At 66.0% G+C, this 24,689-nt stretch carries 20 protein-coding genes; 8 read left to right on the forward strand and 12 right to left on the reverse strand.

The window, feature by feature from the left end:
- Window positions 1–25 precede the first annotated feature (25 nt).
- From QE395_RS09900 to QE395_RS09920, 5 genes are all read left to right on the forward strand, one after another.
- Window positions 26–2,392, forward strand: coding sequence for a methyl-accepting chemotaxis protein (locus tag QE395_RS09900; RefSeq protein WP_249834232.1), 2,367 nt, complete (start codon window positions 26–28; stop codon window positions 2,390–2,392).
- A 201-nt stretch (window positions 2,393–2,593) separates the two neighbouring features.
- Complete coding sequence (locus QE395_RS09905; RefSeq protein ID WP_283938979.1) at window positions 2,594–4,861, forward strand: methyl-accepting chemotaxis protein; 2,268 nt, start codon at window positions 2,594–2,596, stop codon at window positions 4,859–4,861.
- 53 nt (window positions 4,862–4,914) lie between these two features.
- On the forward strand, window positions 4,915–5,781 hold the full coding sequence (locus QE395_RS09910) for a CheR family methyltransferase (RefSeq protein ID WP_093536295.1): 867 nt from the start codon (window positions 4,915–4,917) through the stop codon (window positions 5,779–5,781).
- Window positions 5,778–6,374, forward strand: a complete 597-nt coding sequence (cheD, locus tag QE395_RS09915) for a chemoreceptor glutamine deamidase CheD (RefSeq protein WP_068851592.1) — start codon at window positions 5,778–5,780, stop codon at window positions 6,372–6,374. The genes QE395_RS09910 and cheD overlap by 4 nt, the downstream gene beginning before the upstream one ends.
- On the forward strand, window positions 6,371–7,438 hold the full coding sequence (locus QE395_RS09920; protein ID WP_095363818.1) for a chemotaxis response regulator protein-glutamate methylesterase: 1,068 nt from the start codon (window positions 6,371–6,373) through the stop codon (window positions 7,436–7,438). The genes cheD and QE395_RS09920 overlap by 4 nt, the downstream gene beginning before the upstream one ends.
- Window positions 7,439–7,533: 95 nt before the next feature.
- On the opposite strand, the gene QE395_RS09925 is transcribed toward QE395_RS09920, so the two are convergent.
- From QE395_RS09925 to QE395_RS09950, 6 genes are all read right to left on the reverse strand, one after another.
- Window positions 7,534–8,409, reverse strand: a complete 876-nt coding sequence (locus QE395_RS09925) for an amidohydrolase family protein (protein WP_249834231.1) — start codon at window positions 8,407–8,409, stop codon at window positions 7,534–7,536.
- An 11-nt stretch (window positions 8,410–8,420) separates the two neighbouring features.
- Window positions 8,421–9,443: an amidohydrolase family protein gene (locus QE395_RS09930; RefSeq protein ID WP_249834230.1), complete on the reverse strand. Its 1,023-nt coding sequence runs from the start codon at window positions 9,441–9,443 to the stop codon at window positions 8,421–8,423.
- A gap of 22 nt (window positions 9,444–9,465) precedes the next feature.
- A complete protein-coding gene (locus QE395_RS09935) occupies window positions 9,466–10,746 on the reverse strand; it encodes a carbohydrate porin (protein WP_249834229.1) in 1,281 nt (426 codons plus the stop codon).
- An 80-nt stretch (window positions 10,747–10,826) separates the two neighbouring features.
- Window positions 10,827–12,140, reverse strand: coding sequence for a C4-dicarboxylate transporter DctA (gene dctA / locus QE395_RS09940; RefSeq protein ID WP_095363822.1), 1,314 nt, complete (start codon window positions 12,138–12,140; stop codon window positions 10,827–10,829).
- 42 nt (window positions 12,141–12,182) lie between these two features.
- Window positions 12,183–13,238: a 4-oxalomesaconate tautomerase gene (locus QE395_RS09945; protein ID WP_249834228.1), complete on the reverse strand. Its 1,056-nt coding sequence runs from the start codon at window positions 13,236–13,238 to the stop codon at window positions 12,183–12,185.
- Window positions 13,231–13,902, reverse strand: coding sequence for a 4-carboxy-4-hydroxy-2-oxoadipate aldolase/oxaloacetate decarboxylase (locus QE395_RS09950; protein ID WP_306988830.1), 672 nt, complete (start codon window positions 13,900–13,902; stop codon window positions 13,231–13,233). Before QE395_RS09950 ends, QE395_RS09945 begins: the two co-directional genes overlap by 8 nt.
- Before the next feature lie 101 nt (window positions 13,903–14,003).
- On the opposite strand from QE395_RS09950, the gene QE395_RS09955 reads away from it, so the two are divergent.
- On the forward strand, window positions 14,004–15,257 hold the full coding sequence (locus tag QE395_RS09955) for a LysR family transcriptional regulator (protein ID WP_068851568.1): 1,254 nt from the start codon (window positions 14,004–14,006) through the stop codon (window positions 15,255–15,257).
- Window positions 15,258–15,698: 441 nt separating this feature from the next.
- On the opposite strand, the gene QE395_RS09960 is transcribed toward QE395_RS09955, so the two are convergent.
- The 3 genes from QE395_RS09960 to QE395_RS09970 all read right to left on the reverse strand — a co-directional run bounded on the left by QE395_RS09960 (window position 15,699) and on the right by QE395_RS09970 (window position 17,172).
- Window positions 15,699–16,232, reverse strand: coding sequence for a hypothetical protein (locus QE395_RS09960; RefSeq protein WP_249834226.1), 534 nt, complete (start codon window positions 16,230–16,232; stop codon window positions 15,699–15,701).
- The gene (locus QE395_RS09965; protein WP_249834225.1) at window positions 16,232–16,591 is read right to left on the reverse strand and encodes a hypothetical protein; all 360 of its coding nucleotides are present in this window, start codon (window positions 16,589–16,591) and stop codon (window positions 16,232–16,234) included. Before QE395_RS09965 ends, QE395_RS09960 begins: the two co-directional genes overlap by 1 nt.
- Before the next feature lie 218 nt (window positions 16,592–16,809).
- Complete coding sequence (locus tag QE395_RS09970; RefSeq protein WP_306988832.1) at window positions 16,810–17,172, reverse strand: energy transducer TonB; 363 nt, start codon at window positions 17,170–17,172, stop codon at window positions 16,810–16,812.
- Between the two features lie 441 nt (window positions 17,173–17,613).
- Here QE395_RS09970 and QE395_RS09975 point away from each other — a divergent pair, with 441 nt between their 5' ends.
- The gene (locus tag QE395_RS09975) at window positions 17,614–17,994 is read left to right on the forward strand and encodes a hypothetical protein (RefSeq protein ID WP_249834223.1); all 381 of its coding nucleotides are present in this window, start codon (window positions 17,614–17,616) and stop codon (window positions 17,992–17,994) included.
- 212 nt (window positions 17,995–18,206) lie between these two features.
- Here the strand turns inward: QE395_RS09975 and acnB are convergent, their stop codons facing one another.
- The 3 genes from acnB to QE395_RS09990 form a co-directional block, all read right to left on the reverse strand.
- Window positions 18,207–20,792 (reverse strand): bifunctional aconitate hydratase 2/2-methylisocitrate dehydratase, encoded by a 2,586-nt coding sequence (gene acnB / locus QE395_RS09980; RefSeq protein WP_306988834.1) that lies wholly within the window; start codon window positions 20,790–20,792, stop codon window positions 18,207–18,209.
- A 61-nt stretch (window positions 20,793–20,853) separates the two neighbouring features.
- Window positions 20,854–21,252, reverse strand: a complete 399-nt coding sequence (locus QE395_RS09985) for a type II toxin-antitoxin system VapC family toxin (RefSeq protein WP_068851562.1) — start codon at window positions 21,250–21,252, stop codon at window positions 20,854–20,856.
- Window positions 21,253–21,259: 7 nt separating this feature from the next.
- Window positions 21,260–21,484, reverse strand: a complete 225-nt coding sequence (locus QE395_RS09990) for an AbrB/MazE/SpoVT family DNA-binding domain-containing protein (protein ID WP_068851559.1) — start codon at window positions 21,482–21,484, stop codon at window positions 21,260–21,262.
- Between the two features lie 278 nt (window positions 21,485–21,762).
- Between QE395_RS09990 and acnA the strand changes: the two genes are divergently transcribed.
- Complete coding sequence (gene acnA / locus QE395_RS09995) at window positions 21,763–24,516, forward strand: aconitate hydratase AcnA (RefSeq protein ID WP_306988837.1); 2,754 nt, start codon at window positions 21,763–21,765, stop codon at window positions 24,514–24,516.
- Window positions 24,517–24,689 lie beyond the last annotated feature (173 nt).

Raw genomic sequence — 24,689 nt, forward strand, 5'->3', positions numbered from 1 at the left:
GTCTGCCACCGGAGAGTGCACCACCATGCAATGGATCAACAACCTCAAACTGATGCCGAAGTTGATGCTGACTTTCGGTGTAATCCTGCTGGTGATGCTGCTGCAGGGCGTGGTCGCCTATCGTGGCCTGCACTCCCTCAACAACGTGACCACCGAACTGGCCGGCAACCGGATGGAAAGCATCCGCATGGCCGGCGAAATGCGTGGCATGCTCGGTGAATACCGCAACTCTGCCTACCAGGGCCTGATCCGCGCCAGCGACGACGTCAAGGCCGAAGCCAAGACCCGCGCCGCCGACCTGCGCACCAAGATCGATGCTTCGATCAAGAAGTACCCCGCCCTGATCGACAGCCCGCAGCAGAAGAAGCTGTTCGACGCCTTCGCCAAGGACTGGACCGATTCGCTGACCTCCTACGATGCCGTCTCCGAAATGCTGGAGCTGGACCTGCCGGACGATGCCGTCGATACCTTCGTCGGCGAAACCCGCGCCAAGCACCTCAAGGCCGCAGCCGCGCTTGAAACGCTGATCGCCGAAGACAACCGCCTTGCCCGCGCCTCGCGCGAAGAGGCCGAAAGCACCTACGCCACCTCCGCCACCCTGACCCTCATCGCCCTGCTCGGCGGTGCCGCCATGGGCCTGGTGCTGGTGTACCTGTTTGCCCGCTCGCTGGTCGGCAGCGTCCGTGGCGCCGTCTCGGTCGCCAACGAAGTGGCCGGTGGCAAGCTCGACGGCCATATCGACGTCACCCGCAAGGACGAAGTCGGCGACCTCATGCAGGCCATGCAGCGCATGCAGCGCGACCTGCGCGACCGCACCGAAACCGAACAGGCCGTGGCCCGCGAGAACCTGCGCATCCGTACCGCGCTGGATTACAGCTCCACTGGCGTGTACCTGACCGACAACAACCTCAACATCGTCTACGCCAACCGTGCGCTGGAGCAGACCCTGTCCCAGTACCAGGACGACCTGCGCCGCAACCTGCCGGACTTCGACGCCTCCGTTTCGCTGGTCGGCCGCCCGCTGACCGTGCTCGAACACCGCGGCGAAATGGACGCCAGCCTGCTGGCCAACCTCAAGCAGCACGGCGTGGCGCGCCGCGCCATGCAGTTCGGCGATGCCCAGTTCGCCCAGGTCGTCTCCACCATCCGCAACGAAGACGGCGAGAGCGTCGGCCACGTGGTCGAATGGCGTGACCGCACCCCCGAAGCGCTTGTCGAAGCCGAAGTGGCCCGCGTCATCGCCCAGGCCGCCGCCGGCGACCTGTCCGGCCGCATCAGCGCCGAAGGCAAGGATGGCTTCTTCCTGCAGCTGGCCCAGCAGATCAACGGCCTGCTCGACGCCAACGCTTCCAGCATCGAACAGATCTCCGGCCTGCTCACCGCGCTGTCGCAGGGCGACCTGACCGTGCGCATGCACGGCGAGTTCGAAGGCGTGTTCGCCACCATGCGCGACGACGCCAACGCCACCGCCGAACAGCTCAGCGGCATCGTCACCCGCATCAAGCAGTCCAGCCAGGCCATCAGCTCGGCCGCCAGCGAAATCGCCACCGGCAACAGCGACCTGTCGCGCCGTACCGAACAGCAGGCCGCCAACCTGGAAGAAACCGCCGCCTCGATGGAGGAACTGACCTCCACCGTGCGCCAGAACGCCGAGCACGCGCGCCAGGCCAACCAGCTCGCCATCGGCGCGCACACTGTCGCCTCGCAGGGCGGTGAAGTGGTCGGCCAGGTGGTCACCACCATGAGCGCGATCCAGACCTCGTCCAAGAAGATCGCCGAGATCATCTCGGTCATCGACGGCATCGCCTTCCAGACCAACATCCTGGCGCTGAACGCCGCGGTGGAAGCGGCACGTGCCGGTGAACAGGGCCGCGGCTTCGCCGTGGTGGCCTCCGAAGTGCGCACCCTGGCCCAGCGTTCGGCCGGTGCGGCCAAGGAGATCAAGGGCCTGATCGACGACTCGGTCGGCAAGGTCAACGACGGTTCGGCGCTGGTGCACAAGGCCGGCGCCACCATGGGCGAAATCGTCGCCTCGGTGCAGCGCGTGACCGACATCATGGCCGAGATCTCTGCTGCCTCGCAGGAACAGTCTGCCGGCATCGAACAGGTCAACCAGACCGTGGTGCAGATGGACGAAACCACCCAGCAGAATGCCGCGCTGGTGGAAGAAGCCACGGCCGCTGCCCGCTCGATGGAAGAACAGGCCGGCCAGCTCAGCGACGCCGTGTCGATCTTCCGTCTCGACGAGCAGGACGTGGTGGCTGCCGCACCGGTGTTCGCACCGGCACCGCGCGCCGTGACCCGCCCGGCCGCCGCCCCGGCACCGTCGCGCAAGCCGAACAGCCGCGCGGTAGCCGCCGAGCTCGCCGAAGGCGACTGGCAGGAGTTCTAAGCCGCACCGCGCAGCAGCGCAGCGCTGGAAAACGCAGGCCCCGATGCCCCGGCATCGGGGCCTTTCCATGTCTGAAGCTGAATGCGCTCAGCTCACGCACCTCAATAGCTGCGGTTTTCTGCCGATAACAGCATTGCCACGACACGTTCGTCGACGTCGGCCCCCACGCAGTACGCCCCCGTTCGAAAAGACCCCACGCCCATGAATCTTTCCAGCCGCTTCTCCAACCTGTCCGTCCGGGGCAAGTTGAACCTGCTCACCGCCCTGATCGCCGTCGGCGTGATCGCCCTGGCCATCATTGCCGCGCGCATGCAGTACCTCGATCTGGCCGAGACGCGCAAAGAAGGCCTGAAGACCCAGGTCGAACTGACCTACGGCATCTTTGACCACTACAAGCGCCTGGCCGGCACCGGCGAGCTGACCGAAGAAGCGGCCAAGGCGGCCGCGCTGCAGGCACTGAACAGCATGCGCGCCGACGGCGACAGCGCGTACTACAACGTCCTGGCGACCGATTACACCCTGCTCATGCACCCCTTCGCCCCGGCGCGGGTCGGCAAGGTGCAGAAGGACTACACCTCCAAGGATGGCGTGCCGATCTACCTGCAGCAGGTGGACATGGCCAAGACCGGCGGTGGCTTCACCTACTATTCCACCACCAAGCCGGGCGCCGGCGACGACCTGATTGAAAAGGCCACGTACGCCGGCATGTACGCGCCGTGGCAGTGGGTGGTCACCAGTGGCGTCTACATGGACGACGTGCAGACCGATGCGCTGGCATTCACCGGCGTCATGGCCGCTACCGGTGGCGCGCTGGTGCTGATCGTGCTGGCCCTGAGCTGGCTGATCGGCAACCGCATCACCGGTCCGCTGCGCCAGGCCACCGGCGTGGCCGAGAGCATCGCCGGCGGCAAGCTCGACAGCCGCATCGGCCCGCAGGCCCAGGACGAACCGGGCCGCCTGCTGGAAAGCATGGGCCGCATGCAGCAGCAGCTGCACGCCGTCATCGGCGCACAGCGCGAAATGGCCAGCCAGCACGACGCCGGCCAGACCGGCTACCGCATGGACGAAACCGCCTTCCCGGGCGAGTACGGCCGGATGGTGCACGAAACCAACACCCTGGTCGGCGCCCACGTGCAGACCATGCAGGATGTGCTGGCCGTGATGCAGCGTTACGCCGTGGGCGACCTGAGCGCCGACATCGCCCGCTACCCGGGCGAAAAGGCCGCCATCAGCACCACCGTGGACACCGTCAAGCACAACCTGGCCAGCATCAACGCCGAGATCAAGCGCCTGGGCGCTGCCGCGGCCGCGGGCGACTTCAGCCAGCGTGGCGATGCCGCCCGCTTCGACCACGATTTCGGCCAGATGATCGCCAGCCTCAACGCGATGATGCAGGTCAGCGACGACAACCTCGGCAAGCTCTCGCAGCTGCTGTCGGCCATCGCCGAAGGCGACCTCACCGCGCGCATGCAGGGCGAGTTCCAGGGCGTGTTCGCAACCATGCGCGACGATGCCAATGCCACCGTGGCCCAGCTGACCCAGATCGTCGGCCAGATCCAGGAAGCGGCGGGCAACATCAACCTGGCCGCGGGTGAAATCGCCACCGGCAACAGCGACCTGTCGCGCCGTACCGAACAGCAGGCCGCCAACCTGGAAGAAACCGCCGCCTCGATGGAGGAACTGACCTCCACCGTGCGCCAGAACGCCGAACACGCCCGCCAGGCCAACCAGCTGGCGATCGGTGCGCACAGCGTGGCCTCGCAGGGCGGCGACGTGGTCGGCCAGGTGGTCACCACCATGAGCGCGATCGAAGCCAGCTCCAAGCGCATTGCCGAAATCATCTCGGTCATCGACGGCATCGCCTTCCAGACCAACATCCTGGCATTGAACGCCGCCGTGGAAGCAGCCCGTGCCGGCGAACAGGGCCGCGGTTTCGCCGTGGTCGCCTCCGAAGTGCGCACCTTGGCCCAGCGCTCGGCCGGTGCCGCCAAGGAGATCAAGGGGTTGATCGACGAATCCGTGTCCAGCGTGGCCGACGGTTCGGCCCTGGTGCACAAGGCCGGCAGCACCATGGGCGAGATCGTCGCCTCGGTGCAGCGCGTCACCGACATCATGGCCGAAATCTCGGCCGCCTCGCAGGAGCAGTCGGCCGGCATCGAGCAGGTCAACCAGACCGTGGTGCAGATGGACGAAACCACGCAGCAGAACGCTGCACTGGTGGAAGAAGCCACCGCCGCTGCCCGCGCCATGGAAGAGCAGGCCACCCAGCTGGCCGACGCGGTGTCGATCTTCCGCCTCGACAACCAGGTGGCGGCGGCCGTCAGCGCGGTGACCGCCCGCATCGCCGCACCGGCCCCGCTGCGCAGCGTGAAGCCGGCGGCGCCGGCCAAGCCCAGCCCGGTGAAGCCGGCCCCGGCCGCGCGTGCACCGCGCACCACCGCCGATGACGGCAACTGGCAAGAGTTCTGAGCGCCGGCGGCGGCCGCGCGGCCGCCGCCTCCCTTCTTCGATCGAGTTCGCCCGTGACCACGCCTACCGCACCTGCTTCCGCTGCCTCCTCGACCGGACGCGAATTCGAGTTCGCCGACCGCGACTTCCGCCGCATCTGCGACCTGATCTACCAGCGCGTCGGCATCTCGCTGGCGCCGGCCAAGCGTGACATGGTGTACGGCCGGCTGTCCCGGCGGCTGCGTGCGCTCGGCCTGCGCAGCTTCCAGGAGTACCTGGACCAGCTGGAGAACCAGGGCGGCGATGAGTGGCAGGCGTTCACCAACGCGCTGACCACCAACCTCACTGCGTTCTTCCGTGAGCCGCACCACTTCGAGAAGCTCGACACCGAACTGCGCGCGCGGGCTGGCAATGGCACCCTGCAGCTGTGGTCGTGTGCGGCCTCCACCGGTGAAGAGCCCTACTCCATGGCCATCACCGCCTGCGAGGCATTTGGCACGCTGAAGCCGCCGGTGCGCATCCTGGCGACCGATGTGGACACCCAGGTGCTGGCCACCGCCAGCCGCGGCGTGTACGCCATCGATCGCGTGTCCGGTCTGGATCCGGCCATCAAGAAGCGCTACTTCCAGCGCGGCAGCGGCCCCAATGAAGGCCAGTGCCGCGTGCATCCGGCGCTGCGCGAGCTGATCGACTTCCGCCCACTCAACCTGCTGGCTCCGCGTTACGACGTCGGCGGCCCGTTCGACGCCCTGTTCTGCCGCAACGTCATGATCTATTTCGACAAGCCCACCCAGCGCGGCATCCTGTCACGGCTGATCCAGCACATGGGCGACGATGGCCTGCTCTACACCGGCCACTCGGAGAACTACCTGCACGCCGCCGACCTGATCCAGCCGTGCGGGCGCACCCTGTACAAGCGCGCGCCCGGAGCCCCGGCATGAACCTGGCCGCCCGTCCTGATGACGTGATGCGTTACTTCGACAGCCGCTTCAAGGTCACCGCCGCCAAGCTGCTGCCGACCCAGTACCTGGTGGTCGACGACGAGACCGCACTGACCACCACGCTGGGTTCCTGCGTGGCCGCGTGCCTGCGCGACCCGGTGCTGAAGATTGGTGGCATGAACCACTTCCTGCTGCCCGAAGGCAATGTCGGCGATGGTGCCCCGGCCCGCTACGGAAGCTACGCCATGGAACTGCTGATCAACGACCTGCTCAAGCGCGGCGCGCACCGCAAGCGCCTGGAAGCCAAGGTGTTCGGCGGCGCCAACGTGCTCAAGGGCTTCACCAGCAACCCGGTGGGCACCCGCAACGCCGAATTCGTGCGCCAGTACCTGCAGGCCGAACATATCCCGGTGCTCGCCGAGGACCTGTGCGGCATCCACCCGCGCAAGGTGTGGTTCTTCGCCGACACCGGCCGCGTGGTGGTGCAGCGCCTGCCGCATGCGCACGAGGCCGAAGTGGCCGCGACCGAATCGGCCGTGCGTGCCCGCCTGTCCAAGGCCCCGGTCACCGGCGGCGTGGAGCTGTTCGAATGATCACCGGTTCACCCTGCAGGGTTTTGATCGTCGACGATTCGGCGGTGGTGCGGCAGATGCTGAGCGAGATCCTCGCCAGCGACCCGGCGATCGAAGTGGTCGGCACGGCGGCCGATCCGTTGCTGGCGCGCGAGAAGATCAAGCGCCTCGCCCCGGACGTGATCACGCTGGACGTGGAAATGCCGCGCATGGACGGGCTGGCGTTCCTGGAAAACCTGATGCGCCTGCACCCGCTGCCGGTGGTGATGATCTCCTCGCTGACCGAGCGCGGCGCCGACACCACCCTGCAGGCACTGGCGCTGGGCGCGGTGGATTTCATCTCCAAGCCCAAGTTCGACGTGGCGCGTGGCCTGCAGGGCTATGCCGAAGAGATCATCGGCAAGGTCAAGATGGCGGCGCGCTCGCGCGTGCGCACCCTGGCCCGCCCGATCACGCCGCGCATCACCCTGGACGCCGTGCCGCCCTCGCCCGCACGTTCGATCCAGTTCCGTACCACCGACCGCCTGATCGCCATCGGCGCCTCGGCCGGCGGTACCGAAGCGCTGCGCGTGGTGCTCGAAGGCCTGCCCGCCGATGCCCCGGCGGTGGTGCTCACCCAGCACCTGCCCGCCACCTTCAGCACCGCGTTTGCCGAACGCCTGGACCGCCACTCGGCGATGTCCGTACGCGAAGCCAGCGACGGCGAAGCCGTGCTGCCGGGCCATGCTTACCTGCCGCCCGGCGGCAAGCACCTGCGGGTGATCCGTGACGGTGCGCGCTGGCGCTGCCGGGTGGATGACGGCCCGGCGGTGAACCGGCACAAGCCGGCCGTGGACGTGCTGTTCCGTTCGGTGGCAGAAAGCGCCGGGGCCAACGCCATCGGCGCGATCCTCACCGGCATGGGCGACGACGGCGCGCGTGGGCTGCTGGAACTGAAAAACGTCGGCGCGCCCACCCTGGTCCAGGACGAGGCCACCAGCGTGGTCTGGGGCATGCCTGGCGCCGCCTTCAAGCTCGGCGCCACCGACGAGCAGGTTCCGCTGGAGCGGATCGCCGAACGCCTGATGGCGCTCGCGCGGGGATAACACCCCGACGCTGCGCGTCGCCGCACGACCAACGGTCGTGCGCTACCAGACCCGACCTGCTAGGTCACGACCGTTGGTCGTGACGCTCTCAACCGTCACGCCCAATACAACCGCATCGGGTTGTCCACCAGCAGCTTCTGCTGTTGGTCGGCGGTGACGGCAATCCGTGGAATGAAATCCACCAGCTTGCCGTCATCGGGCATGTGCGATTTCAGGTTCGGGTGCGGCCAGTCCGTCCCCCACAGCACCCGGTCCGGGAACTGCTCCAACAGGTGCCGTGCGAACGGCACCACATCGTCATACGTGGGCGGCCCGGACTGCGACAGCCGCTCCGGGCAGCTCACCTTGCTCCACACGTTGGAGTGCTCGCGCATCAACCGCACGAAACGCTGGAACTCCGGCCCGTCCACCGGCTGGGTCACGTCCGGCCGGCCCATGTGGTCCACCACCACCGTGGTCGGCAGCGAGGTGAAGAAATCCCAGCGCTCGGCCAGGTCGGCCGCCTCGAAGTACACGACAACATGCCAACCCAGCGGCGCGATCCGTTCAATGATGGCGTGGTAGTACGCATCCGGCTTCGGATCGACCAGCCGCTTCACGAAATTGAAGCGCACCCCGCGCACACCCGCCTCATGCAGCTCGCGCAGTTCCTCATCGGTGACCGTATCGCGCACCGTGGCCACGCCGCGCGCGCGGCCGTCGGCACTGCGCAGCGCATCCACCAGTGCCCGGTTGTCGGCACCGTGGCAGGTCGCCTGCACGATCACGTTGCGCTCGAACCCAAGATGATCGCGCAGCGCGAACAGCTGCGCCTTGCCCGCATCGCACGGCGTGTACTTGCGCTCGGGCGCATACGGGAACTGGTCCCCCGGCCCGAACACATGGCAATGCGCATCCACCGCGCCCGGCGGCGGCACGAACACCGGCCGGCTCGGGTCCGGGCAGAAATCCAGCCAATCGGCATCTTTCACGAAATCCGCCATTACAGCCCCCTCGCCTTCAGCTGCGCATCCAGCCGCGGGTACACCCGACGCGCGTTGCCCGACAGCACCTTGCTGCGATCCGCTGCCGACAGCCCCAGCGCTTCCACATAGCGCAGGGTGTCGTCGAAGTACTGCCCGGTTTCAGGATCGATGCCGCGCACCGCGCCGACCATTTCCGAGCCGAACAGGATGTTGTCGATGTCGATCACCTTGAACAGCAGGTCAATACCCGGCTGATGGTAAACGCAGGTGTCGAAGAACACATTCTTCATCACATGCTCGTTCAGCGGCGGCTTGCCCAGCATGTCGGCCAGGCCGCGGAAGCGACCCCAGTGGTAGGGCACCGCGCCGCCGCCGTGCGGAATGATGAAGCGCAGCTCCGGGAAGTCACGGAACAGGTCGCCCTGCAGGAACTGCATGAACGCGGTGGTGTCGGCATTGAGGTAGTGCGCGCCGGTGGCGTGGAAATTGGCATTGCAGCTGCCCGACACATGCACCATGGCCGGCACGTCCAGCTCCACCATCTTCTCGAAGAACGGGTACCAGGCCCGGTCGGTCAGTGGCAGCCCGTTCCAGTGGCCCCCGGAAGGGTCCGGATTGAGGTTGCAGCCGACAAAGCCCAGCTCGTTGACGCAGCGCTCCAGCTCGGCGATCGAGTGGGCGATGGGCACGCCGGGCGACTGCGGCAGCTGGCACACGCCGATGAAGGTCTCCGGGTACAGCGCCACCACCCGCGCGATCAGGTCGTTGCAGCGCCGGGTCCATTCCGCGCTCACCGCCTCGTCGCCGATGTGGTGGGCCATGGTGCTGGCACGCGGCGAGAAGATCGTCATGTCCGCGCCGCGCTCGCGCAGCAGGCGCAGCTGGTTGCCTTCCACGCTCTCGCGCAGTTCGTCGTCGCTGATCACCGGGTACACCGGCGCCGGCAGCGTGGGGTCGTTGAAGTGGGCCACCTGCGCCTTGCGGAACGCATCGTGGCTGGCGGGAGCGGTCGTGTAGTGACCGTGGCAATCGATGATCATGTGGGGCCTCGTGGGGGAGGAATCACCAGCCGAACAGCTGGGCGAAGTGGACATCCACGCGCAGCCCGACGATCAGCGCGTCGGGAATGTCGGTGGTGCGGGTCGGCGCGTAGATCGGGTCCGGGTTGATCACGTACTGCAGGTTGGGCATCAGCCGGATGCCCTTGTGCACCGCCCAGCCATAGCTGAGCTCGGCGATGATCTCGTCGGCATTCGGCGCGCCGCTGCCGCCGTTGCGTACGCGGCGGTCGCGCAGGAACGCGATCTGCTCGTCGCTGAAGTGGGTGTTGGACACGAACATGGCCAGGGTGTCCTGGTCGCGTCCGGCGAAGGTGCCGGTCTTGACGAAGCCGACCGCGGCGAACTGGTCCACCGGCGCTTCATTGCCGGTGTTGACGTAGGCGCGGGCGAACAGCGCCAGGTTGCGCTTGCCCTCCCCGCGCCATACGGTCTGATCGGCCATCGCGTACCAGCCCGCGCGGGCGCCCTCCTGCATCGCCGTCGGCTTGCCGGTCAGCGCGGCGGAGTTGCCGTTGGCATCGAAATAGGAGCTCTTGCCGCCATCGGTGTTGCGGTACATGCCCAACCGGTAAGTGCGCGGCAGCCGGTCATTGGCGAAGCTGGTCTGGTAGCCGGCCTCATAGGCCGTGATGGTGCCGGTGCCTTCGCCCACCGAGAAGTCCAGGCCGTTCTTGCCGGCCTTGTTCAGCTCATTGTTGTAATCGAACGCGCCGCCCTGCACATACCAGCGATCATTCACGTCGTAGCGCAGGATGCCGGCCCACGACGAGTTCGGGAACGCGGTGATGCCCAGGTCGGTGATCGCGCCATACGGGGTGAGGCACATGGCGTTGCTCATGAACACACAGTTGAGCACGGAGTTGTTGAAGTAGCTGTTCACCGGCGCGCGGCCGGCGGTGATGCTCAGCCCGTTGTCGAAGCGGTGGCGCACGGTCAGCCGGGTCAGGCGCCCCCCGGCCACCGGGCGCCAGGTCTGCTGCGCGCTGATCGAGTTGCCGATCTTCTCGCGCGCGAGATTGCGCCCGGCGAACCAGGCCCACTGCGCGTCTACATCGGTGTTGTGCACGCCGAACAGTTCGTCCAGATCGAACTTCGACTGGGCCATGATCCAGTACGAGCCTTCGGTGCCCTGCTCCACCCCGCCCACGGGGTTGGAGGCGACGTTGCCGACGAAATCCAGGGTCAGGTCGACGCCCTTGGGCACGGTGCCCTCGGCGGCGGCCGGTGCGGCCAGCGCAGCGCTCAGCAGCAGCGCCAGCGGGGTGTGACGGAGGATGGACATGAAATCTCCCTCCCCGCTGCCGTGGGCAGCGGGTTCAATGCATTCGGGGGGGGCGCCGCGGGCAGCCCGCAGCGCGTCGGTCAGGCTTCGCGGACGCCGAGATGGCGCAGGCGGGCGCGGCGGGTTCCGATCTGTTCGGCCATCACCTTCTCGTCCAGCTTGCCTTCCCACTTGGCGATCACCAGCACCGCGATAGCGTTGCCGACCAGGTTCACGAAGGTCAGGCCTTCTGCCAGGATGCGGTGGATGCCCAGGATCAGCGCGATGCTGGCCACCGGAATCGTCCCGGTGGTGCCCAGCGTCGCCGCCAGCACCACGAACGCCGCACCGGCCACGCCGGCGGCGCCCTTGGAAGTAAGCAGGAGTACCGCGATCAGCCCCAGCTGGTGCCACACGGTCAGCTCGGTGTTGGTCGCCTGGGCCAGGAACAGCGCCACCGTGGTCAGGTACAGGCAGGTGCCATCGAGGTTGAACGAGTAGCCGGCCGGAATCACGAAACCCACCACGCCCTCTTCGCAGCCCAGCTTCTTCATCTTCTCGATCAGGCGCGGCAGCACCGTTTCGGTGGAGGTGGTGGCCGCCACGATCACGATTTCATCGCGCAGGTAGGCCAGCAGGCGCCACAGGCTCGCGCCGGTCCACCAGCACACCGCGCCGAGCACGAACACCGTGAACGCCGCGCAGACCACGAAGAACTCGATGATCAGCTCACCCAGCGACAACAGCGAACCCGCGCCGAACTGGCCCACAGTGAAGGCGATGGCACCGAACGCACCGATCGGAGCGAAATACATGACGTAGCCGATGATCTTGAACAGCACCGACGACGTGCCTTCGATGACCTTCATCACCGGCGCGCCGCGCTCACCGACCGAGGCCAGCGCCACGCCGAACAGCACCGCCACGAACAGCACCTGCAGCACGTGCGCCTCGGTGAACGCGCTCACAAGCGTATTCGGGATGATCGCCATGATGTAGGACACGATCGACTGGTCGTGCGCGGTATGCACATACCCCTGGATGCTGGCCATGTCGATGGTGGCCGGGTCGATGTTCATGCCGGCGCCGGGCTGCCAGAGATCCACCGCGACCAGCCCGACGATCAGCGCCAGGATGGTGATCACCTCGAAATAGATCAGCGATTTCAACGCGAGACGGCCCACGCTGCGCATGTCGCGCATGCCGGCGATGCCATGCACCACCGTCACGAAGATGATCGGGCCGATCATCATGCGGATCAGCTTGATGAAGGCATCGCCGAACGGCTTCATCGCCGAACCCCAGTCCGGCTGCAGCCAACCCAGCACGACGCCGATGATGGTGCCGGCCAGCACCTGGAACCACAACTGGCCAAAGACGCCGAAGCGGCCCTGCCGCTTCTCAACAACAGTCATAACAACCCTCCCAGGTCATAAGAATAGAGACGTCGCGCGTATTCAGTCGAACAGCACGCCGTCGAACAGCTTTCGGGCGGTGCGCAGGATGGCCGCCGCGGCCACCTGCCCGTCTGCATCGCGTTCCAGCACGCAGCCGGTGCTGCCGCTGGGGTGTTCGATGTCCAGCTGCAGGCGGCTGCCGTCGGGTACCACCGCCAGGGCGCTCGCAGGTGAACCGGGCAGCAGGCAGGCCGTGGCCACGGTGACCGCGCCCAGCACCCCGATGGAGGCGTGGCAGCGGTGAGGTATGAACGAACGCACGCAGATCGCGCCACCGTCGCGCGGGGCAGCCACCAACATCATCTTGGGCACCGACTGCGCGCTGACATCGCCCAGGTTCATCAACGGCCCGGCCTGCAGGCGGATCGCCTCCAGCCGCGCCTTCAACGTGTCGTCGCCATCCAGCGTGGCGCGGTCTTCGTACCCGCTCACGCCCACATCGCTGGCGCGCAGCACCACGCACGGCATGCCGTTGTCGATCAGGGTGAGCTCCACCCCGTCGATCACATCCACCGCGTTGCCGGTCGGCAGCAACGCGCCGCAGCTGGAACCGGCGATGTCGGCGAAGGTCAGCGGAATTGGCGCCGCCGTGCCCGGCACACCGTCAATCCGCGCCGTGCCGTCGTAGCGCACCTGGCCGCCGGGGGTCTGTACGTTGGCGATGGCTACCTTGCCGGTGTTCACCATGAAGATGCGCACGTCGGTGCTTTCGCCCGTGGGTTGCACGAGCCCGCGTTCAAGCGCGAACGGCCCGACCCCGGCGAGCAGGTTGCCGCAGTTCTGTGCGTCGCTCACCACGGCCTGGTCGACGAACACCTGCAGGAACAGGTAGTCCACGTCCGCGCCGGGGTGGCGCGAGGGCGAAACCACCGCGACCTTGGAGGTCAGCGGATCGGCGCCGCCCATGCCATCGATCTGGCGTGGGTCCGGCGAGCCGTACGCGCGCAGCAGGAACGCGTCGCGCGCGGCCGCATCGGCCGGCAGGTCGGTGGCCAGGAAGTAGCCGCCCTTGGAGGTGCCACCGCGCATCCACATGGCCGGCACACCCTTACTCATAGCGCAGGCCCTTGGCCGCCAGGCGTTCGCGCATCGCGTAGATGTCCAGGCCCAGCTCACCCTTGCCCAGGCGTTCGCGCTTCTCCGCCTCGCGCGCCTCGCGCGCCTGCGATTCGGCGGCGACACGTGCCGCGTCGGCACGCGGCACGATACACACGCCGTCATCGTCGGCGATCACCACGTCGCCGGGGTGGACCAGCGCGCCGCCGCACACCACCGGCACGTTGACCGATCCCAGCGTCTCCTTGACCGTACCCTGCGCGTGGATCGCCCGGCTCCAGACCGGGAAGCCCATTGCGGTCAGGTCGCGCACATCGCGTACCCCGGCATCAATCACCAACCCACGGCAGCCACGCACCTGCGCCGAGGTGGCCAGCAGGTCGCCGAAGTAGCCGTCGGTGCAGTCGCTGGTCGGCGCCACCACCAGGACATCGCCATCGCGCAGCTGCTCGATGGCCACATGCATCATCCAGTTGTCGCCGGGGGGCACCGACACGGTGATGGCGCTGCCGGCAACGCGGGCGCCGCTGAAGATCGGGCGCAGCCGCGGGTGCAGCAGGCCACCGCGGCCCTGCGCCTCATGCGCGGTGGCCACGCCTGCCTGGGCCAGGAGCTGGAGTGCGCCGGCAGCGGCGCGTTCGACACGGGTGACGACGCGGGACATCCATCCATCCTTCTATGACGATGATGAAGTCTTGTCCGCCAGCGCCTACCCCCTCAAGATCGATTTCCGCAACAGCCATTTGGTTTGGTTATAGTTGATCCATGAACCGGCCCTTTGAGTTGAACCTGAAGCATCTGCATGCGCTGGTCGCCGTGCACCACCACGGCGGCATCAGCGCCGCTGCGCCGCACGTGAATCTTTCTCAGCCGGCGTTGACCCAGGCCATTGCCCGTCTGGAAACCCAGCTGGATGCAACCCTGTTCGACCGCCAGCCGGGTGGGATGGCGCCCACCGAAGCGGCAGAGCTGCTGGTGCCCCGCATCGAGCGCGCATTGGGGTACATCGCCGATGGCGTGCGGGTGGCAAGGCGTGCACAGCGCCTGCCTGCGTTGCCTGCCGTTGAACGACGCGTCACGCTCGGCCAATTGCGCGCACTGGTGGCGGTGGATGACGCCGGCAGCTTCACCCTGGCCGCAGCGCGTGCCGGCATCTCACAGCCGGCGATCTACCGCGCCGTACATGAGCTGGGTACCGCCATCGAAACCCCGCTGACCGAACGCCACGGCAAGACCGTGCAGACCACCCCGGCGGCCACCCGCATGCTGCGGCTGGTGCGGCTGGCCCTGTCCGAACTGGCAGCGGGCCTGGACGAAGTGGCCCTGCTGCGCTCCGAACAGGGCGGCAAGGTCACGCTCGGGGTGATGCCGCTGGCCCGCGCGATCCTGCTGCCGCAGGTATTGGCGCGCTTTGCCCGCGCCCACCCGGGTGCATCGGTCAATGTGATCGAAGGGCCTTATGCGGAACTGCTGGGCGATCTACGCGCCGGCAGCCTGGACCTGTTGATTGGCGCGATGCGCGACACCCTGCCCGTACGCGATGTCGCGCAGGAGGGCCTGTTCGACGATGACCCGGTAATCGTCGCGCGCAGCGGGCACCCGCTGGCCGGCAGCGACCCGCTCGACTTCGACCGGCTGCTGGCGTTCCCGTGGGTGATCGCCGCCACCGGCGCGCCTGTGCGCGCCCGCTGGGAACGCATGTTCCGCCAGCATGGCCACGAACCGCCGCGGCTGCGCATCGAATGCGGCTCGGTCCTGATCACCCGCGGCCTGCTGCTGGAAGACGACTGGCTCACCCTGATGTCACGCGACCAGTTCGTGATCGAACGCCGCGCCGGCCTGCTCAGCGAAATCGGCAGCGCCGGCGACGACTTGCGCCGCCGCATCGGCCTCACCACCCGCGCCGACTGGCACCCCACCCGCCTGCAGCAGGCGTTCGTTGAAACCTTCCGCGCCGTCTGCGCCGAACGCAGCAACGATGCCGACAACGCGTGGCCCTTCCGCTATCCGACACCCTGAAGACTGCCCCGGCGGTAGGGTCGGTTCCCAAACGACCGCCAATAACGGCTCAACGCCCGGTAACGCATGACCTAAGAACGAAAACGGCTCTCCGTTCCGACGCCATGAACACCGACCCGACGGCTTCGGACACATGTCAGCACCGGTGATCTCATCCCCGCCGCATTGCCGTGGCTTCGGATGCTTGCGCCGCGCGTCGCGCGGTCGCTGACCAACGGTCGGCGCTACGAATTGCTGGCGAACGCGATAAGACACGGATACATCACCAACGGGCAACCAAGCATCAGCCTGGGCTGGCGGCGATTCGTCCCGGCAAACAAAAACCCCCGGTTCTCACCGGGGGTTTTCGTTCAACACATCAGCCGATCAGCCAAATGCACCAACCGCCTTGGCCGCGTCTGGGCGTTGTTCGATCTGGTCGACCGTCGGACGCAACACAACTCAGTCTTCGGGAAGACGGGGAGGATTGCCTGGCACCTCCTGCTCCCAATAATGCCTACCGACTACCTCGATCGTTCCAAGCGCTTTGAATCCACCTTTACCGCTTGAGTATCGCCCGGCAACGGTCACAGGCAATCCTCGCGAAGCCACTCTGTCAAAGCGCTCCTTCTCCGAGGGATGCAGCCTCAACCAGATCCCGCCTCCTCCACCGGAATACAGATACATATCCTTTGAGGCAAAGAGATAAGGCATCTCCTCGAGATAAGCAACGTATCCTGTGATCTGGACATAACTCCCCGTCAATTTCTCCGCGTCCTGCGACCACAGCCGCTGAAAAAGCACCTCGCATACGCGAATGACAGACCCATCATCCGAGCGCTCGACGATAGCCGAGCATCTGGAATCCGCCTGAGGATAGGCTGTCGAGGGGACGAACTGAGCCGCAAGCAAGACGAAGATCGAGCTCAAAGCTACGCAACGAAACTGACCCCGGCTCTTGGCTTTACTTTGGTCCAGGCCAAGCAACCAGCCCATCAGTCGTCCTCCAGGACCTTGGAAATTCTGGAGATGTACACTTCCGAGAACGAGCCCACGCAAGCACCATTCACCGCGCCCTCCGTGTACTTACCTTGAATCATCACAAAGTAAACACCGGCAGCCAGGCCGGCGGTCGAATCTTCATAGGTAGCACCACGACGGTCAACGTCGACACATCCTATGAAATCGATGCGACGCAGCGCATCCACTGCAGGGCCGATGACATCTCTGGGTCCACCTTCATGGAGAAGATATCCAAAGGTTGCCACTGCCTTGCCATCGTAGGACTCCGAATTTGCCAGCAAGGCGTGGATGGGTACTTGACAGTACTGCACACCCTTGTAAGCACCACTCATCGCCTGGCATCTACCGCCTTGACGCTCGGCCGCGCTGGTCGAGATGGAGCACGTCAGCCCCACAGCCGCAAGGATCGCAAGACTAAATGTCCTTCTCATACAATCCAAGTGACAGCTCCATGAGCACATGAATCGATCAACCCCCAGCAGTTGTTGGGATGAGACCCTACCGTTTTGTGGCGGCAGGATTTGACACGGCAGACCGCATCACCTGCGCGCTACGGCGATTCAGATGAGGGGGAAACGAAAACAAGCGCGAACGGTGTTGCAGCTTCGTTAGAAGGAACCTCGAATCTGTACTTCTTCAAGGTTTCCCTTGCTGCAACATCCAGCGACCTGTTTTCGGAGCTTCTATCAATTCTGACATCTATGGGGCGCCCGCTCCCATCGATCTGGAATCCAATCCTGACACAGGCATCGGGGTACTTCGAGCCAAGAGGATCCCTTGGCACCTTTAACGGCTGCTGGTGGACAACACGCGCCTCTGTGTTCTCTACAACCTTGTCCCAGCTCCCGGACCTGCAATCGGATCCAGATGCCGCAGCAGTCGCCATCATCAAGTAGGCAGTAATGTCGATCATCTTGATTACCTCCGACCAGGGGGGTCTGGCACCGGAAGTCCAGAGTAATGGGTTCTCAGTGGCATTCCCAAGTACTGCCTGCAGGGGTTCTCCAGGAGTGGAACTGCAACGCGTGGCCGTTCCGTTATCCAGGGCGCTGACATTGATCGCTTGCGGTAGGGTCGGTTCCCAAACGACCGCCGATAACGGCTCAACGCTCGGTAACGCATGACATTAAACGAACTCGGCTTCGGCACATTCGCTCCGTTACAGGTCCACGCCCCAATGAACCGATCCCCACCCCGGCGGTCGATCAGGATGCGACCCTACCGGCGGGTTCCAGTGTCGGTTGCGTCGTGGGCTGTCTGGTATCCCGCTTCCTGGGACATCTGTGATCACCGTTGCTGCCTGCCGCCCCTCCCTGTGCTGAGATGCACGTTCAATGCTACGGAAGGAAATGCCATGGAAAGGCGCTTGCCATCGACCTTGAAGCTCCTGTTGTCCACACTTCTTTGCTGCCTGCCCTGCAGCATCAACGCTAGCGGCAGCCTCTTCTACTTCGAGGCCTCTCAGGGGGCATTCCATTTCTCGCTGGAGATGACCGGCCGGGAGGACGTCGGCTACATCCAGATCAGCTCCAGTGACTTCAGGGGCTACATGCCCCATCGCAAGTACTACGTGGAGTTCAACCGCGCGCAGAAGCGGGCCTACGTGCGACCACGCAAGCGAGATGGGCTGCCGTGGTTCGAGGTAGATGTAGTGGGCAACAAGGGAATGCTGCTCTACGAGGGCAGGCGCGCTGAGGGTACCGCCAACTGGACGCCCGAGGCGTGGGACAACTGAAACGATCGCTTCGCGTCGCTGATTCCTTCGGGCCCACGTTATCGCGGTGCCGGATGCTTGAGCCGCGCGTTGCGCGGTTGCCACGCACGGCGTGGCAATACGAATCGTTGGCTGACGGTATGTGACCCGGATACATCTTCACCCACGGGCGACCAAACAAAAACCCCCGGTTCTCACCGGGGGTTTTCGTTCAACACATCAGCCGATCAGGCTCAGGCCGCAACCGTCTTGGCCACGTCCTGGTAGTCCTCGATCTGGTCGAAGTTCATGTAGCGGTAGATGTCCTTGCTGCTGGCATCCAGCACGCCGATGTCGGCCATGTACTCTTCCTTGGTCGGGATGCGACCCAGGCGCGAGCAGATCGCGGCCAGCTCGGCCGAACCCAGGTATACGTTCGAGTTGCGGCCCAGGCGGTTCGGGAAGTTGCGGGTCGAGGTCGAGAACACCGTCGCGCCCTCGCGCACCTGTGCCTGGTTGCCCATGCACAGCGAGCAGCCCGGCATTTCCATGCGCGCGCCAGCAGTGCCGAAGGTGCCGTAATGGCCTTCCTTGGTCAGCTCCGAGGCATCCATCTTGGTCGGCGGGGCAACCCACAGCTTGGTGGGGATGTCGCGCTTGCCCTCCAGCAGCTTGGCGGCCGCACGGAAGTGGCCGATGTTGGTCATGCACGAACCGATGAACACTTCATCGATGGCCGCACCGGCCACGTCCGACAGCGTCTTGACGTCGTCCGGATCGTTCGGGCAGGCCACGATCGGCTCGTGGATGTCGGCCAGGTCGATCTCGATGACGGCGGCGTATTCGGCGTCGGCATCCGGCTCCAGCAGCTCCGGGTTGGCCAGCCACGCTTCCATCTTCTCGATGCGGCGCGCCAGCGAACGGGCGTCCTGGTAACCCTCGGCGATCATCCACTTCAGCAGCGTGATGTTGCTGGTGAGGTACTCGATGATCGGCTCCTTGCTCAGGTGCACCGAGCAGCCGGCAGCCGAACGCTCGGCCGAGGCATCGGACAGTTCGAACGCCTGTTCGACCTTCAGGTCCGGCAGGCCTTCGATTTCCAGGATGCGGCCCGAGAAGATGTTCTTCTTGCCCGCCTTGGCGACGGTCAGCAGGCCCGACTTGATCGCGTAGAGCGGAATCGCGTTGACCAGGTCACGCAGGGTCACACCCGGCTGCATCTTGCCCTTGAAGCGCACCAGCACCGATTCGGGCATGTCCAGCGGCATCACGCCGGTAGCCGCGGCGAAGGCGACCAGGCCGGAGCCGGCCGGGAACGAGATGCCCACCGGGAAACGGGTGTGCGAATCGCCGCCGGTGCCCACGGTGTCCGGCAGCAGCATGCGGTTGAGCCAGCTGTGGATCACGCCATCGCCCGGGCGCAGCGAGATGCCGCCACGGGTGGAGATGAACTCCGGCAGCGTGTGGTGGGTCTTGACGTCCACCGGCTTCGGGTACGCGGCGGTGTGGCAGAACGACTGCATCACCAGGTCGGCCGAGAAGCCCAGGCAGGCCAGGTCCTTCAGCTCGTCACGGGTCATCGGGCCGGTGGTGTCCTGCGAGCCCACCGAGGTCATCTTCGGTTCGCAGTAGGTGCCCGGGCGCATGCCCTGGCCTTCCGGCAGGCCACAGGCGCGGCCGACCATCTTCTGCGCCAGCGAGAAGCCCTTGCCGGTATCCGGCGGGTCCATCGGCAGGCGGAACAGGTCGGTCGGGGCCAGGCCCAGCGCTTCGCGCGCCTTGGCGGTCAGGCCACGGCCGATGATCAGCGGAATGCGGCCACCGGCGCGCACTTCGTCGAACAGCACGTCGGACTTCACCTGGAACTCGGCAATGACCTGGCCGTCCTTCAGCGCCTTGCCGTCATAGGGACGCAGTTCGACCACGTCGCCCATGTTCATCTGCGACACGTCCAGCTCGATCGGCAGTGCGCCGGCGTCTTCCATGGTGTTGTAGAAGATCGGGGCGATCTTCGAGCCCAGGCACACGCCGCCGAAGCGCTTGTTCGGAATGAACGGAATGTCCTCACCGGTGAACCACAGCACCGAGTTGGTGGCCGACTTGCGGCTCGAACCGGTACCGACCACGTCGCCCACGTAGGCCACCAGGTGGCCCTTGTCCTTCAGCGATTCAATGAACTTGACCGGGCCGCGCTTGCCGTCTTCTTCCGGCTCGATGCCATCGCGCTTGTTCTTCAGCATCGCCAGGGCGTGCAGCGGGATGTCCGGGCGGGTGGTCGCGTCGGGGGCCGGCGACAGGTCGTCGGTGTTGGTTTCGCCGGTCACCTTGAGCACGGTGATGGTCAGGCTCTGCGGCACTTCCGGGCGGCTGGTGAACCACTCGGCATCGGCCCAGCTCTGCAGCACGCCCTGGGCGTTCGCGTTGCCGGCCTTGGCCTTTTCCTGCACGTCGTGGAAGGCATCGAACACCAGCAGGGTGTTCTTCAGCGCGGTGGCGGCGATCGCGCCGACCATGGCGTCGTCCAGCAGCTGCACCAGCGGCGCGACGTTGTAGCCGCCCAGCATGGTGCCCAGCAGTTCGGTGGCGCGCTCGCGCGAGATCAGCGCGTTGGTTTCGCTGCCGAAGGCGATGGCGGCCAGGTACGAGGCCTTGACCTTGGCGGCGTCATCGACGCCGGCCGGCACGCGGTGGGTGAGCAGGTCGAGCAGGAACTCGGCCTCGCCCGCCGGCGGGTTCTTCAGCAGCTCGATGACGTCGGCCGTCTGCTGGGCGCTCAGCGGCAGCGGCGGGATGCCAAGCGCGGCGCGCTCGGCTACGTGGTGGCGGTAGGCTTCCAACATGACAACTCCCGGGAAATTCTTTGAAAAAACTTCGGTTGAATACGGCGGTTGAGTTACGGGCTCAGGCTTGCGGCACGATCAGCTTCAGGCCCTTGAAGTAGTCGCGGTAAAATTTGTCGTTCCAGGTGATCAGGCCGTCGCACTGCAGCAGTGCGTGTGCGCCGACCATGAAATCGTCGATGCCACGCCTGCCTGTACCGCGCTGGCGGTGGCGGCGGTGCATCTCGCCGGCGCGCAGTGCCGACTTGGCTTCCAGCGGGCTGAAGTGGATGCCCATCTCTTCCAGCGCTTCCTGCACTTCGGCACCACCGCGCAGCGCGGCGCAGATCTCGGCCAGCACCACCCCGCAGATCACCACGCGCCCGCCGACCAGGCTCTGGCGCAGGCAGGCTTCCACCGCATCGGCCTGGGGGCCGTTGCTGAGCAGTTCGATCAGGACCGGGGAATCAACGGCGATCATGCGCGGCTCATGCTTCGTCGCGCACCGCACGCACGGCCGACTCGGCCGACTCGAAGCCGTCCAGCGCGAACTTGCCGCGGGCACGGGAAATGGCGTCATCCACGCTCTTGCGCAGGATGATGCGGCTGCCATCGAGCTCCACCTTCAACTGGGTGCCCTTGGTCAGGCCGAGCGCATCGCGGACCGCCTTGGGCAAGGTGATCTGTCCGCGTTCTGCAACGGTGGCTTCCATCGGTAGGACCTCCAAAGTATGCACAAATTATACATACTTCCCCGGGCATACTTCCACTGCGTCGCGGTTCAGCCAGCCAAGTCCCTTGCCGCGCAAAGGATCCGCCTTATCGATGACATCGGCGATACATATTTCTATGTAGCCTGAGACACCTGCCACCGACCATGCCCGACTGAATCGTTCATACTCAGTCCGACGGCCGGGCCATCGGAACACCGGCAACCGCAAGCAGGCCCTGACGGGCCACTGCAAGCCATCCGCAAGAGGAGTCACCCCGCATGAGCGATTCGTTCTCCACCCGCAGCCAGCTGGACGTCGGCGGCACCACCTACGACTACTTCAGCCTGCCCAAGCTCGGACAGCAGTTCGACATTTCCCACCTGCCCTATTCGATGAAGATCCTGCTGGAGAACCTGCTCCGGCACGAGGACGGCGGGGTCACCGTCGGCAAGGATCACATCGAAGCGGTGGCGCGCTGGGATCCCAAGGCCGAGCCGGACATCGAAATCGCCTTCATGCCCGCCCGCGTGGTCCTGCAGGACTTCACCGGCGTGCCGTGCGTGGTCGACCTGGCCGCGATGCGCGATGCGGTGGTCAAGCTGGGCGGCCGCCCGGAGCAGATCAACCCGCAGATCCCCTCCGAACTGGTCATCGACCACTCGGTGCAGGTCGACGTGTTCGGCACCCCCGACGCGCTGGACTTGAACGGCAAGATCGAATTCCAGCGCAACCAGGAGCGCTACGGCTTCCTGCGCTGGGGCCAGAAGGCGTTCGACAACTTCAAGGTGGTGCCGCCCAACACCGGCATCGTCCACCAGGTGAACCTGGAAAACCTCGCCCGCGTTGTAATGACCGCCGACAAGGGCGGCAAGCAGGTGGCCTATCCGGACACCGTCTTCGGCACCGACAGCCACACCACCATGATCAATGGCATCGGCGTGCTGGGCTGGGGCGTGGGCGGCATCGAGGCCGAGGCGGCCATGCTGGGCCAGCCCTCCTCCATGCTGATCCCGCAGGTCGTCGGCTTCAAGCTCACCGGGCGCCTGCCCGAAGGCGCCACCGCCACCGACCTGGTGCTCACCGTCACCCAGATGCTGCGCAAGCACGGCGTGGTGGGCAAGTTCGTGGAGTTCTTCGGCGAAGGCCTGCAGCACCTGCCGCTGGCCGACCGCGCCACCATCGGCAACATGGCGCCGGAGTACGGCGCCACCTGCGGCATCTTCCCGATCGACAACGAATCGCTGACCTACCTGCGCCTGTCCGGCCGCAGCGAGGAACAGATCGCGCTGGTGGAAGCCTACGCCAAGGCCCAGGGCCTCTGGCACGACACCAACACCGCCCACGCCAGCTACAGCGCCACGCTGGAACTGGACATGGGCGAGGTAAAGCCGTCGCTGGCGGGCCCCAAGCGCCCGCAGGACCGCGTGCTGCTGGAAGACGTCAAGCAGAACTACCGCGACAACCTGGGCGGGCTGACCACCAACCGCGACAAGCGCAACGAAGAGATCTCCACGTTCGTCAACGAAGGCGGCGGCGCGGCGGTGGGCAACGAGCAGCTGGCCAAGGGCTATGCCGATGTCGAGCATGACGGCACCCGCTACCGGCTCAAGGACGGCGCGGTGGTCATCGCCGCCATCACCTCCTGCACTAACACCTCCAACCCGGCGGTGATGATCGGCGCCGGCCTGCTGGCCCGCAACGCGGCCGCCAGGGGGCTGGACCGCAAGCCGTGGGTGAAGACCTCGCTCGGCCCGGGCTCGCGCGTGGTCACCGACTACCTTGAGAAGGCCGGCGTGCTTACCGAGCTGGAAAAGGTGGGTTTCTACGTGGTCGGCTACGGCTGCACCACCTGCATCGGCAATTCCGGCCCGCTGCCCACCGAAGTCAGCGCGGCCATCGCCAGCGGCGACCTGGTGGTCACCTCGGTGCTGTCGGGCAACCGCAACTTCGAGGGCCGCGTGCACCCCGAAGTGAAGATGAACTACCTGGCCAGCCCGCCGCTGGTGGTGGCCTACGCCATTGCCGGCACCACCGACATCGACCTCACCACCGAACCGCTGGGCACCGGCAGCGATGGCCAGCCGGTGTACCTGCGTGACATCTGGCCGAGCAACAAGGAAATCGGTGATGTCATCGCCGCCACCATCGGCCCGGAGATGTTCAAGCAGAACTACGCCGACGTGTTCAAGGGCGACAGCCGCTGGAACACCATCCAGTCGCCCGATGGCGACCTGTATGAGTGGGATGGCAGCTCCACCTACATCAAGAACCCGCCCTACTTCGACGGCATGACCATGCAGGTCGGCCATATCGAGGACGTGCACGGGGCGCGAGTGATGGGCCTGTTCGGCGATTCGATCACCACCGACCACATCTCCCCGGCCGGCAACATCAAGAAGGATTCGCCGGCAGGCCGCTTCCTGCAGGAGCGCGGCGTGCAGCCGGCCGACTTCAACAGCTACGGCAGCCGCCGCGGCAACGACGATGTGATGGTGCGCGGTACCTTCGCCAACATCCGCATCAAGAACCTGATGTTCGGCGGCGAGGAAGGCGGCAACACCCTGTACTTCCCCAAGGCGGGCGGCGAGCCGCAGAAGCTGGCCATCTATGACGCGGCCATGAAGTACAAGGCCGAGGGCGTGCCGCTGGTGGTGTTCGCCGGCAAGGAATACGGCACCGGCTCCTCGCGCGACTGGGCGGCCAAGGGCACCAACCTGCTGGGCGTGAAGGCGGTGATCGCAGAAAGCTTCGAGCGCATCCACCGCTCCAACCTGGTCGGCATGGGCGTGCTGCCGCTGCAGTTCCAGGCCGGCGAGAACGCCCAGAGCCTGGGCCTGGACGGCTCGGAAACGGTCGACATCACCGGCCTGGCCGATGGGGCCAGCAAGACCGCCACCGTGACCGCCACCAAGGCCGACGGCACCGCCAAGACCTTCCAGGCCCACGTGATGCTGCTGACCCCCAAGGAAGTGGAGTACTTCAAGCACGGCGGCCTGCTGCAGTACGTGCTGCGCCAGCTCGCAGCCGCCTGACCCCAGCCGGCTCCCCGAGGCGCCGGCCCCCGGCCGGCCCTCCCCGGAACCCCGCGCCACGCGGGGCTTCCGGCGGCCGCCACGCCCGATTTTCACGAATCCTTCGCGTTTTCCATTCGGCCCGGTATGCTGCCGGGGACCGAATCGACGGATACTCTCCGTCAGCATCACAC

This window comes from Stenotrophomonas sp. SORGH_AS_0282 (genome assembly GCF_030818125.1).
In the GTDB taxonomy this organism is placed as follows: Bacteria; Pseudomonadota; Gammaproteobacteria; order Xanthomonadales; family Xanthomonadaceae; genus Stenotrophomonas; species Stenotrophomonas rhizophila_A.

Excerpts from the sequence above, each read along its gene's own strand:
- QE395_RS09920 (WP_095363818.1), top strand. The coding sequence starts at position 6,371 with ATGATCACCGGTTCACCCTGCAGGGTTTTGATCGTCGACGATTCGGCG.
- acnB (WP_306988834.1), bottom strand. The coding sequence starts at position 20,792 with ATGTTGGAAGCCTACCGCCACCACGTAGCCGAGCGCGCCGCGCTTGGC.
- QE395_RS09965 (WP_249834225.1), bottom strand. The coding sequence starts at position 16,591 with ATGAGTGGTGCTTACAAGGGTGTGCAGTACTGTCAAGTACCCATCCAC.
- QE395_RS09975 (WP_249834223.1), top strand. The coding sequence starts at position 17,614 with ATGGAAAGGCGCTTGCCATCGACCTTGAAGCTCCTGTTGTCCACACTT.
- QE395_RS09960 (WP_249834226.1), bottom strand. The coding sequence starts at position 16,232 with ATGGGCTGGTTGCTTGGCCTGGACCAAAGTAAAGCCAAGAGCCGGGGT.
- QE395_RS09955 (WP_068851568.1), top strand. The coding sequence starts at position 14,004 with ATGAACCGGCCCTTTGAGTTGAACCTGAAGCATCTGCATGCGCTGGTC.
- QE395_RS09935 (WP_249834229.1), bottom strand. The coding sequence starts at position 10,746 with ATGTCCATCCTCCGTCACACCCCGCTGGCGCTGCTGCTGAGCGCTGCG.
- QE395_RS09985 (WP_068851562.1), bottom strand. The coding sequence starts at position 21,252 with ATGATCGCCGTTGATTCCCCGGTCCTGATCGAACTGCTCAGCAACGGC.
- QE395_RS09905 (WP_283938979.1), top strand. The coding sequence starts at position 2,594 with ATGAATCTTTCCAGCCGCTTCTCCAACCTGTCCGTCCGGGGCAAGTTG.
- QE395_RS09970 (WP_306988832.1), bottom strand. The coding sequence starts at position 17,172 with ATGATCGACATTACTGCCTACTTGATGATGGCGACTGCTGCGGCATCT.
- cheD (WP_068851592.1), top strand. The coding sequence starts at position 5,778 with ATGAACCTGGCCGCCCGTCCTGATGACGTGATGCGTTACTTCGACAGC.
- QE395_RS09900 (WP_249834232.1), top strand. The coding sequence starts at position 26 with ATGCAATGGATCAACAACCTCAAACTGATGCCGAAGTTGATGCTGACT.
- dctA (WP_095363822.1), bottom strand. The coding sequence starts at position 12,140 with ATGACTGTTGTTGAGAAGCGGCAGGGCCGCTTCGGCGTCTTTGGCCAG.
- QE395_RS09945 (WP_249834228.1), bottom strand. The coding sequence starts at position 13,238 with ATGAGTAAGGGTGTGCCGGCCATGTGGATGCGCGGTGGCACCTCCAAG.
- QE395_RS09990 (WP_068851559.1), bottom strand. The coding sequence starts at position 21,484 with ATGGAAGCCACCGTTGCAGAACGCGGACAGATCACCTTGCCCAAGGCG.
- acnA (WP_306988837.1), top strand. The coding sequence starts at position 21,763 with ATGAGCGATTCGTTCTCCACCCGCAGCCAGCTGGACGTCGGCGGCACC.
- QE395_RS09930 (WP_249834230.1), bottom strand. The coding sequence starts at position 9,443 with ATGATCATCGATTGCCACGGTCACTACACGACCGCTCCCGCCAGCCAC.
- QE395_RS09950 (WP_306988830.1), bottom strand. The coding sequence starts at position 13,902 with ATGTCCCGCGTCGTCACCCGTGTCGAACGCGCCGCTGCCGGCGCACTC.